The organism is Brevibacillus sp. YAE8 (assembly GCF_057543335.1).
Genome location: NZ_BAAIYG010000056.1, coordinates 1 through 10,231, shown reverse-complemented (window position 1 = coordinate 10,231; position 10,231 = coordinate 1). Strand labels below are relative to the sequence as shown.

Here is a 10,231-nt window from a genome sequence, read left to right as displayed (position 1 = left end):
TGTGATTCGTGTGAGCGGTTGGCAGACCGGCTCTCATCTTATCACCGAGTTCAAAGGATGGCTACTCATAGCTATAAGCTTTCCTGAACCCCCAGTCGAACTGGGGGTTTTCGTTATACAACAAAAACTCCCTCTATTGCAGAGGGAGTGCCGGGACGAGAATTTGCCCTGTTTTTACGTCTGCGATGCCTTCCGCAGTAAGTCTCGCATAAGGCAGGTGAGTGGCGGTGAAAAACAGGAGAGAATAGAGCGGATCGAGATGCGCGTGGCCTTTTGCCCGCAGCTTGGCCGTCAAATTCTCCGCCATGGCAATCACTTCTTCCATCGGAGCCGGGGAAAATTTTCCGGCAAGCGGCAGCGGACATTCGCAGGCAATCTGCCCCTCGTCGATCAGCACGACTCCGCCGCCGATGTCTCTGATTCGCGCAAGCGCTGCCGCCATCGCCTGCGGGTCGCGCCCGATGACAAGCCAGTCGCCGGACGCTGTATAGGAGCTGGCCAAGCCCTCGATATGCTCGCCGTAGCCGCGCAGTACTGCAACCGTGCGGCTTTTCCCTGCCGGATCGACGCTGACAATCAGGGCGAGCTGCGGGTCGTGCGCCAGCGAGACGAAGCCGTGCTCGTCTACCGGAAGCTGCTCCAGCGTCATGCGGGTAATAACGGCATTCAGCATGTTCAGCACCGGCACCTTGCCGTCTTCGTCAGGGCGCAGCGTGAACCATTCTGCCTGCGTTTTGTCCTGCAGCGAATCGACGGTTGGGAACGAGTAGTCCACCCAGCGCGGCTCGATTGTGGGAATGAGCAATCTGCCTTCCTCCGCCGCCTTTTGTCCGTTGGCAAAGACGACAAGCGGCGCAGGGTCGTCCTTGGCTCGCAGAAGCAGCATATCTGCCACTCTTCCCGGCGCGATTCCGCCGAGTTCGGCGTCTAGCCCGTAGTAGACGGCCGGATTCAGCGTCGCCATCACATACGCCTCTTCCGGCGGCATGCCCGCTTCTATCGCGACGCGAATCGTCCCGTCGAGGAAGCCGTTGCGGTGCATCGGCGGGGTGCTGCCATCTGATGTCAGCATCATCCGGGGCGACCACGGCAACCCGAGCGCGAGCCATCCTTTGACTAGCTCCGGTAAATCCGGGCGAATCGAGGAATGGCGCAAGGTGGCGTACATGCCAAGCCGGAGCCGCTGAAGCAAATCCTCCGCCGTAATTCCTTCGTGACAGGCGGTAATTCCGGCCGCCGCTGCAATGTTCAGCGTTTCGTAGGAAGCGCCGGGATGATGCCCCTCCATTCTTTTGCCCAGATCGCGCGTGTGCTTCAAGCCGAACAGCAGCGTCTCGTCCTCCTGCAACACGCCGGACCAGTTCGTCAGCTCTCCGCCCTGGACGACGAGAGGATGCTCGAGCATGCGAGCAAGCCCTTCCTTCGTGAATTGCGGGTGCTCTTTACCTGTTTGCGGATCGAGTCTCGCCCAGAAAAACTGTTTGACCGGATGGCCGGACAAAGACTCCATCAGCGCTGCCACCTGCTCGGGCGGCAAATTCATCAGCATCAACGTGTCGGACACGAGCGTGGTCGTCCCCCGCTCCAATGCAAAGTCCGCCAGCGTGTACGGGTTGTACCATTGGAAAGGATGGGCGTGCGGCTCGATGTAGCCGGGCACGACGTACTTTCCGTCCGCTTCGACGATCACCGTATGCTCGTCTGTCAGCGGCTCTTTTTCCCCCACGTAGGCAATCCGCTCCCCGGCTACGACTACATGATGCTCCTGCCATTCTTTTGTAAATACGTTCAGGACGCTGGCTCCCTTGATCCACAAGCTGGCCGGCGCCTGTCTTTTGCTCACGCGGAGCAGATTCCGGTACGCTTCCTCTGATAAAGCTCGAACTCGCATGCTTTTCTCTCCCCTCGCTGTCCATCGTCGTCTGCATCGACTGAACGATCGTTCATATTGACATTGCTTTACTGCTTCGCCGCCCGCGAAGACTTCCCCTGCTTGCCGGAACACTTCGACCTGCAATTTCCACGGGTTGTCCTTTTGCCTTTATCACAGACTAATGCGTAGAAGACGCGACTGGAGGCGAGCACAGATGCAAAGAAACGTTGGAACTACAGATGCAATCATCCGCATGACGGGCGGCCTCTTGGGCCTGGCTTACGGCATAGGCAAAATGAGCCGTCGCCCGTACAATGCCCCCTGGCTGTTAATGGCTTTTTCCGCCATGAAGGTAGCGGAAGGCGCCACCCGTTTTTGCCCGATGTACAAAGCGCTGGGCATTAACACGATCAAGGCAAACGGCATGTCGGGCATGATGGATCAAATGAAGCAAAAAGGGATTCAAACCGTCATGAATCAGGTGACGGGTGCGTTTAGCGGCAGCGGCACTTCCGCAAAAGGCAAGGAGCACAATAAGCAGGAGTCAAGCACTACTGCTACAGCCGCCGCAGACGCGCAAAACACAAAACCGCAGGCTGCTGCTGCAAACACGCATACCGCGACGCAGCAAAACGAATCCGAAAAAGGCAAGCTGTCTGCCGAAGACCAGTTGCTCGAACAAGCTGCCCGCGAGTTTATTTCCTACCGCTCGCAGGAAAAGGACGACAGCAGCACACGCTATCCCACTTACTCGTAGAAAAGAGGCGACGCGCTCATGATCGTCGGAACTCCCCTCTATGAATGGCTGTCCCACAATCTGTTCGTCGCAGCCATGATCGTCGGTGTCATTGGCGTAGTCGGCTATTACGCCTTTTACGCCTCCAAGCGAAAAGGGCGCTATCGGCAATAAGCTGACAGCTCCCAAGGATACAAACCGCCTCGTTTCGTCGCAGGCGGTTTTTCCATTTACAAAATTAATTGCTATGCATATAATTGTCAAAACAACTAATTTCGCGAGCAAAGGAAGGTTCTTCTCATGATCGACCATTGGCAACATGAACCGATCGGCTTTCTGATCGGCAATACGTACAGGCGCATGATTCATTATGTGTCCTTGTTTTTGCGCGAATTCGACCTGACGACGGAGCAGTTTGCCGTCTTGTACCGCCTCCGGGAAGAGGACGGAATCAACCAGAAAGAGCTGGCTCTGCGCTCCGCCAAAGACCAGCCGACCATGACGCGCATTCTCGACAACCTGGCGAAAAAAGGCTGGATTGAAAAAAAGCTGAGCGAACACGATCGCCGCGCCTATCTCATCACGCTCACGCCGAATGGCAGGGAGTGGATTGAAAAGGCCATTCCCGCCGAGGCCAAGGCGATAGCGGACATCTTCGCCGGGATTTCGCCGGAGAAGCTCGCTTTTTTGCGGGAAATACTGCTGGAGATCAATGAGAATGTAAACCGCCATACACAAGAATAGGAGTGAACACGTTGGGAGAGAGTAGAGAGAAACTGTGGACGAAGGATTTCGTCCTGCTTACTGTATGCAACATGCTGTTGTTCCTCGCCATCCAGATGCAGACGCCGACGTTTCCGGCCTACGTGAAGCAGGCGTATCAGGCAAACGATTTCGTCGTCAGCCTGGTCATCAGCCTGTTTTCGTTGGCAGCCGTAGTGGCACGCGCATTGACCGGGGAAGCGTTGCGAACGAAAAACAGCAAAGTCATCGCGATGCTGGCGCTGTGCACTGTCGGGATATTCAGCGCAGGCTACTACTGGGCCGGGCATATCGCCCTGTTTTTGTTTTTGCGCGTTCTCGTCGGCATCGGCTTTGGCATGGGCAGCACAGCGTTTCCGACGGTCGTGTCCAACGTCATTCCCGTCCGGCGCATCGGGGAAGGGATGGGCTACTTCGGCCTGTCCACCAGTCTGGCGATGGCGCTCGGCCCGCTGATTGGCCTTGGTATCCTGCAATCGTTCGGAATCGGCCCGATGCTTTTGACGCTCGTGCTGCTTGTGGCTGCGATTTTCCCGTTGGCGCACATGATCCGCTCCTACAGCCTGCGCATGGCGCCAGCGCCCAAAGCAGCGCCCGTCAAAGGGTTTGCCCGCTTTTTTGACAAAAAGTTGCTGCTGCCCGTCAGCCTGAATTTTTGCCTGTCCATTACGTACGGCGGAATCTTGAGCTTTCTGGCCTTGTACGGAAAAGAAACCCACATCGCCAACGTGGGCTGGTTTTTCCTCGCCAACGCGCTCGCCATGATTTTGATTCGGCCTTTTTCCGGCAAGCTGTACGATCGCAAGGGCCATATCGCCGTCCTGCCGCCAGGCGCGATCTTCGTGGGCGTCAGCCTGCTGCTCCTGTCGGTGACGACCAGCGAATCGCTGCTGCTGATCTCGGCCTTTTTCTACGGACTCGGCTACGGCATGATCCAGCCGTCGATTCAAGCCTGGATGGTCAAAGTCGTCGCGCCAGAGCAGCGCGGCATGGCAAACGGCCTGTTCTTCAATTCCATCGACCTCGGCATCGCCGCAGGCTCCATGCTGCTCGGCGTGCTTGCGACTCATTCCAGCTACTCGGTCATGTACCGCTGGTCAGCCGCCTGCATGCTGTTGTTCCTCGGCGTTTACGTCTTGTCGCAGCTTGTGGCAGCCAAAGGGAAAAAGGCACGGCTGGCAGGCGAACATATCGGTCTATAAGGAAAAGGCAGTCCTCGTTCGAGCCTCATCGGCGAACGGGACTGCCTCTTTGCTTTTTTTCGGTGGTTGTTACTTTTGCTGCTGGTGCTTCATCGCTTTTGCCGCAATGTCCGTGCGGTATTGCGCTCCTTCGAACGAAATCGCCTGCACAGACGCGTACGCCGCTTCACGCGCTTGTTCGAGGTCGGCTCCGGTTCCGACTACGCCGAGCACGCGGCCGCCGCTGGTCACAATGCCTTCGTCTGTTTGCTTGGTGCCAGCATGGAATACGGTAACGCCTTCTGTCGTTTGCGCCAGGCCGTCGATCCGCTTGCCCTTCGGATAATCGCCCGGATAGCCGGGAGCTGCCATGACGACGCAGACGGCGCTTCCTTCTTTCCAGGTCACGTCCAGGCTGTCCAGCTCTCCGTTAACGGTCGCCACGAAAATGTCGAGCAAATCCGTCTCCAGCAGCGGCAAAATCACTTGCGTCTCCGGATCGCCAAAACGGGCGTTGAACTCGACCACTTTTGGTCCTTGCTCGGTAATCATCAGTCCAGTGTAGAGAATGCCTTTGAACGGAATACCGTCCTTCGCCATCCCGGACGCCATCGGCTGAACGATCGTTTTCACAATCGTATCGACCAGTTCGGCCGACATGTGCGGAACCGGGGCGTACGTCCCCATGCCGCCTGTATTCGGGCCGCGGTCGTCGTTGAAAATGCGCTTGTGATCCTGGGAGGTAATCATCGGCTTCACGGTTTCGCCGTCGACAAAGGAGAGCAGGGACAGCTCTTCGCCAAACATGCACTCCTCGATGACCACGCGCGTACCCGCTGCGCCAAAAACGCTCTCCTGCATGATCTGGCGGAGCGCTTCTTCCGCTTCCTCTACGGTCTCGGCCACGACAACGCCTTTGCCTGCGGCGAGGCCGTCAGCCTTGACGACGATGGGCGCCCCTTGCTGGCGCACATACGCGCTCGCCGATTCGTAGTCGATGAACGACTCGTAGGCAGAGGTCGGGATGTTGTAGCGTTTCATCAAGCTTTTCGCGAACGACTTGCTGCCTTCGATCATCGCCGCTTTGCCATTCGGCCCAAAGATCGGCAGGTTGCGCTCCTGGAAAAAGTCCACGATGCCGCCGAGCAGTGGATCTTCTGGTCCTACGACAGTCAAATCAATGCCTTCGTCTTTGACGAACTGGGCTAGCGCCGCAAAGTCATTGACGCCAATCGGTACGTTCTGGGCAATCTCGGCTGTGCCGCCGTTTCCCGGAGCGCAGTACACCTTTTCTACCTTCGGGCTTTGCAAAATCTTCCAGGCAATGGCGTGTTCGCGGCCGCCGCCGCCAATTACCAATACTTTCATGGGGATATCCTCCTGTTATTGAAGGGATCTGTATGAATCAGTGCTTGAAGTGGCGCGTGCCAGTAAACACCATGGCGATGCCCGCACGGTTGCAGGCGTCGATGGATTCCTGATCGCGAATCGAGCCGCCCGGCTGAATGATCGCGGTAATTCCGGCCGCAGCCGCCGCCTCTACGGTATCTCCCATCGGGAAGAAGGCATCGGAAGCGAGCACAGCGCCTTTTGCCAGCTCTCCCGCCTGCTCGATGGCGATTTTCGCTGCGCCGACACGGTTCATTTGACCAGCGCCTACCCCGATCGTCATGTTGTCTTTTGCCAGCAAAATCGCGTTAGACTTCACGTGCTTGACGACTTTCCAGGCGAATTGCAGTTGGGCCATTTCTTCGGCTGTAGGCTTGCGGTCTGTCACGACCTGGATTTCGCTTTCTGCCAATTGCTTGTAATCGTAATCCTGAATCAGCGCGCCGCCCGCGACCGGAGCGATGCGGAACAGATTGTCCGCTTTTTTCGCTGGCTCATTCAGGGCAGGGATGCGCAAGAGACGCAGGTTCTTTTTCTCGGTCAGCACAGCCAATGCGTCTTCGGTAAAATCAGGAGCAATGATGATCTCCAGGAAAATTTCTTTCATCGCGAGCGCCGTGTCTTTGTCAATCGGGCGATTCGCCGCGACGATGCCGCCGAAAATCGATACGGGGTCCGCTTCGTACGCTTTTTGGTACGCCTGGCGAATGTCTGCGCCGATCCCCACGCCACAAGGGTTGGAGTGTTTGATCGCGACAACAGCCGGCTCGGTAAATTCACGCACAATCGCCAGAGCCGCGTCTGCGTCGTTGATGTTGTTGTAGGAAAGCTCTTTGCCGTGCAGTTGCTCCGCATAGCCGATGCTCAACTGGCTGGACAGCGGTTCGCGGTAAAAAGCGGCGCGCTGGTGCGGATTTTCGCCGTAGCGCAGGTCTTGCGCTTTTTCGTAGGTCACCGTGTAGCTCTCTGGCAACAGCTCGCCTACCTGCTCGCTCAAATAGCGCGAGATCAGGGCATCGTAGGCCGCTGTGTGACGGAATACTTTCGCTGCCAGACGACGGCGCGTTTCCAGCGTAGTATCGCCGTTTGCCTCGATTTCTTCGGCTACCTTGTCATAGTCGGCAGCGTCCACGACAACGCTCACGAACGCATGGTTTTTCGCCGCGGAGCGCAGCATCGTCGGCCCACCAATATCAATATTCTCAATCGCATCTTCGTATGTCACGTCCGGCTTGGCAATCGTTTCCTTGAATGGATACAGATTGACCACGACCAGATCGATTGTTTCGATGTTCAGGTCCTTCAACTGCTTTTGATGCGCTTCGTTGTCACGCACAGCCAAGAGGCCGCTGTGGATATTCGGATGCAGCGTTTTGACACGTCCGTCCAAAATTTCGGGAAATCCGGTCACCTCGGAAATGCCAATGACGGGAACCCCCTCTGCTTTCAAGAGAGCAGCCGTACCTCCGGTGGAAATGATCTCTACTCCGGCATCTGCCAAACGACGGGCAAACGGAATCAATCCTGTCTTGTCAGAAACGCTAATCAACGCCTTTTTCACACTCACGGATAGAACCTCCTGACTTTTAGTAAGAAAACATGACGGAAAGCTTTTCGCGCCACACTAAAACACGAACATTCCTTTCATATTAAAACATAATTGTACGTTTTTATCAAGAGTTTCCTCAGCGAAAACAAACGCAGCCGCCCATGCCTGTTCGGCACTCGCGACTGCCCTGTTTCGCTCCCGACGCGGGAAGCTTACCGCTTTTTTTTGCTTCCTCCAGACAGCTTTTTCACACGCTCCGCCAGAGAAAGGTGCTTGCTTTTTCCAGCAGCCTTGGATGGCTTTTTCGGCTTGCTGCTTTTTGCCTTGACCTCTTTCGGAACATTCGACACCAATTCTTCCATGGAGAGCGACTTTCCACTTTTCATCCGTTCCTTGACGCGCTCTTTTGTCTCCTCCGGCACGTCAAGGCCCATCTCGGACAGCTCATTCATCAACTCGTCGACGCTGCCCCCGCCTTTGGGGAATTTTTGCGCGAGCTTCATAATATCGTTCAGCGTCCATTCCCGCCCTGTTCTCTTGCTTAGCTTGCCCAGCAAATCCGCAACGAAATCTCCGCTCAAATCGGCCCCTCCTCTTTTCCTGCTTCCTTTTACAGTATGTCGGGAGGGCAGATTTGGTTTGCTTTCATTCCTGTCAATCGTTGGCAGAGAAAAGCAGTCCATTTATTGACAATGATTCTCAATTTCATTAACATAAATGGTACGATTACATGCATCTGCCCGGAGGCTTACATGAAGTCAACTCGCCATCAGCTTTTTTCTCCACCAGTTGACGCTTTCTTAGGCTCCTCATCCTCCGCCTTGCACGAAGCCTTGCTGCAGCCCATTCTGGAGCATATGGAGGCAGGCGTGACTGTCTACGGGTTGGATGGACGCATCCTTTTTTTCAACGAGGCAGCCAAACGCTTTGGCATGTCCGAGCCCATAGACTTGCATGAACGAACGTACGGCTCCTATTCGTTTTACCATCCCGACGGCAGCACTCCCGTATCGTTTGCGGAGTTGCCGTCTGTTCGCGTGTTGCACCAAGAAAATGTCTACAATCAGGAGATCTGGGTACAGCCGCCCGGAAAAGCTGTCTCCATTCTCGTCGCCAACGGCAAGCTGCTGTACGCTTCCAGCGGGGAGCCTGTCGGGGCCTTGATCGTCACGCACGACATTACGGAGCGCAAGTGGGCCCAGCAGCGGCTGGAGGTGAGCGAGCAGCGCTACAAGTCGCTGTTTGAGCACAACCCGGACATCGTCTGCTGGCTGGATCTGTCCGGCCGGTTTTTGAACGTCAATCCGGCTTTCGAGAGCGTGACGGGCTACACGATGAGCGATCTGCGCAACCAGTCCTTCCAGCGGCTTTTGAACCGGGAAGGCGTCCGACGCGTCCTCTCCATGTCCCGCACGATTCAGCAGGGCGCATCGGATAACTACGATATTTCCGCCTTTCATCAAAACGGCACGCAAATCGAGCTGAACGTCACCGTCGTTCCCATCGTGGTCAGCCAAAACGTGGTCGGATATTTTGTCATTGCCAAGGACATTACGAAGCGCAAGCAGACAGAAGAGACAGGGCAGATCGTCCCGATCGGTCGCTGGGTGCTGGAAATGGCCTGCCAGCAATGCGTGAAGTGGCAGCAGCAAGGCTTGCCGCCCGTTCGCCTCGCCGTCAACTTGTCCATGCGCCAGCTTCAGGACAAGCAGTTGGTGCCGATGGTCCAGCAAATTTTGCAAAAAACCGGGCTGCATCCGCGCTATCTGGAGTTGGAGATTACGGAGAGCATCGCCATGCACAGGCTCGATGCCGTCATCCCGCGTCTGCAAACGCTACAGGCAATGGGCATCCAGATTTCCATTGATGACTTTGGCACGGGCTACAGCTCGCTCAGTTGCTTGCAGCTTTTGCCGATCAACTCCTTGAAGATCGACCAGTCGTTTATGCGCAACATGACGGACTCGTCGCCTCACATGCCGATCGTGACCGCCATCGCGGCCATGGCGCACAGCCTGCAGCTCTCGCTCGTGGCCGAAGGCGTCGAGACGGCGAAGCAGCTCGCTTTTTTGCGTTCGCTTGGCTGCCTGACGGTGCAGGGCTATTTTTTCAGCAAGCCCGTTCCGGCGGATGAATGCGAGAAGCTGCTGGCGGGCAATTAGCGCTACCAGTTTTGATAGCTGGCTTTGTTCTTTGATTTCTCGTACACCCACTCGTCTATGGCCCGCTTCGAGAAGCGGTAAATCCCATTGATTTGAATCGCTGGAAGCTGCTTGTCTTCCAGCAATTTGGACAGCACCTGATCGGTTATTCCCAAATAGACAGCGACTTCATCCGCGTTCATGATTTGCTTTTCCACTGAATGCACAGACTGGTTCAGATCATTCAGTCGATTGTCGAAGGACGTGAGGGCAGTCGCAATCTCTGCCGTATTGTGGGTGGCTGAATCAGCATAGGCAGAAATACTTCTGGTAGCGTCGGCAATCATCCACGCGCCGACCAGCATGACGAGACTTACAATCAGGACTGCTCTTGTCATCGGTTCTTTCATCATTCTCCCTCCCTTTCTCAATTGTAACAGAAAAAGGAAAAAGACCGGCACATCTATCCTGTGTGATATTATCCCCTTTGAGTAGACAGTGAAAAAAGCCCAAGCATATTGGCTTGGATGGTACACTGATACGTGGAGGGGATTTTCTTTGGCTAAAAAGGGACAGACATTTATGAGGCATTCTGAGGAG

General features: G+C 55.7%; 10 protein-coding genes. 5 read left to right on the top strand and 5 right to left on the bottom strand.

Features of this window, described 5'->3' with window-relative positions:
* Nucleotides 1-133: 133 nt before the first annotated feature.
* Entirely contained in the window at nt 134-1,891 is a 1,758-nt protein-coding gene (locus AC27IT_RS27290; RefSeq protein ID WP_310670558.1) for an adenine deaminase C-terminal domain-containing protein, read from the bottom strand.
* A 196-nt stretch (nt 1,892-2,087) separates the two neighbouring features.
* On the opposite strand from AC27IT_RS27290, the gene AC27IT_RS27285 reads away from it, so the two are divergent.
* From AC27IT_RS27285 to AC27IT_RS27270, 4 genes are all read left to right on the top strand, one after another.
* Nucleotides 2,088-2,630, top strand: a complete 543-nt coding sequence (locus AC27IT_RS27285) for a YgaP family membrane protein (protein WP_283858627.1) — start codon at nt 2,088-2,090, stop codon at nt 2,628-2,630.
* A gap of 18 nt (nt 2,631-2,648) precedes the next feature.
* Nucleotides 2,649-2,783: an EYxxD motif small membrane protein gene (locus AC27IT_RS27280; protein WP_005826778.1), complete on the top strand. Its 135-nt coding sequence runs from the start codon at nt 2,649-2,651 to the stop codon at nt 2,781-2,783.
* A 126-nt stretch (nt 2,784-2,909) separates the two neighbouring features.
* Nucleotides 2,910-3,353: a MarR family winged helix-turn-helix transcriptional regulator gene (locus tag AC27IT_RS27275; RefSeq protein WP_005826776.1), complete on the top strand. Its 444-nt coding sequence runs from the start codon at nt 2,910-2,912 to the stop codon at nt 3,351-3,353.
* A gap of 11 nt (nt 3,354-3,364) precedes the next feature.
* Nucleotides 3,365-4,573 (top strand): MFS transporter, encoded by a 1,209-nt coding sequence (locus AC27IT_RS27270; protein WP_283858626.1) that lies wholly within the window; start codon nt 3,365-3,367, stop codon nt 4,571-4,573.
* Between the two features lie 69 nt (nt 4,574-4,642).
* On the opposite strand, the gene purD is transcribed toward AC27IT_RS27270, so the two are convergent.
* From purD to AC27IT_RS27255, 3 genes are all read right to left on the bottom strand, one after another.
* Nucleotides 4,643-5,920, bottom strand: coding sequence for a phosphoribosylamine--glycine ligase (gene purD, locus AC27IT_RS27265; RefSeq protein WP_283858625.1), 1,278 nt, complete (start codon nt 5,918-5,920; stop codon nt 4,643-4,645).
* Between the two features lie 37 nt (nt 5,921-5,957).
* Nucleotides 5,958-7,508, bottom strand: a complete 1,551-nt coding sequence (gene purH, locus AC27IT_RS27260; RefSeq protein WP_005826771.1) for a bifunctional phosphoribosylaminoimidazolecarboxamide formyltransferase/IMP cyclohydrolase — start codon at nt 7,506-7,508, stop codon at nt 5,958-5,960.
* 194 nt (nt 7,509-7,702) lie between these two features.
* Nucleotides 7,703-8,071 carry a hypothetical protein gene (locus tag AC27IT_RS27255; RefSeq protein ID WP_487092231.1) on the bottom strand — a complete coding sequence of 123 codons (369 nt, stop codon included), beginning with the start codon at nt 8,069-8,071 and terminating at the stop codon, nt 7,703-7,705.
* Between the two features lie 171 nt (nt 8,072-8,242).
* Here AC27IT_RS27255 and AC27IT_RS27250 point away from each other — a divergent pair, with 171 nt between their 5' ends.
* Nucleotides 8,243-9,652: a sensor domain-containing protein gene (locus AC27IT_RS27250; RefSeq protein WP_487092230.1), complete on the top strand. Its 1,410-nt coding sequence runs from the start codon at nt 8,243-8,245 to the stop codon at nt 9,650-9,652.
* Nucleotides 9,653-9,654: 2 nt separating this feature from the next.
* Here the strand turns inward: AC27IT_RS27250 and AC27IT_RS27245 are convergent, their stop codons facing one another.
* Complete coding sequence (locus tag AC27IT_RS27245) at nt 9,655-10,041, bottom strand: helix-turn-helix domain-containing protein (protein ID WP_005826765.1); 387 nt, start codon at nt 10,039-10,041, stop codon at nt 9,655-9,657.
* Nucleotides 10,042-10,231 lie beyond the last annotated feature (190 nt).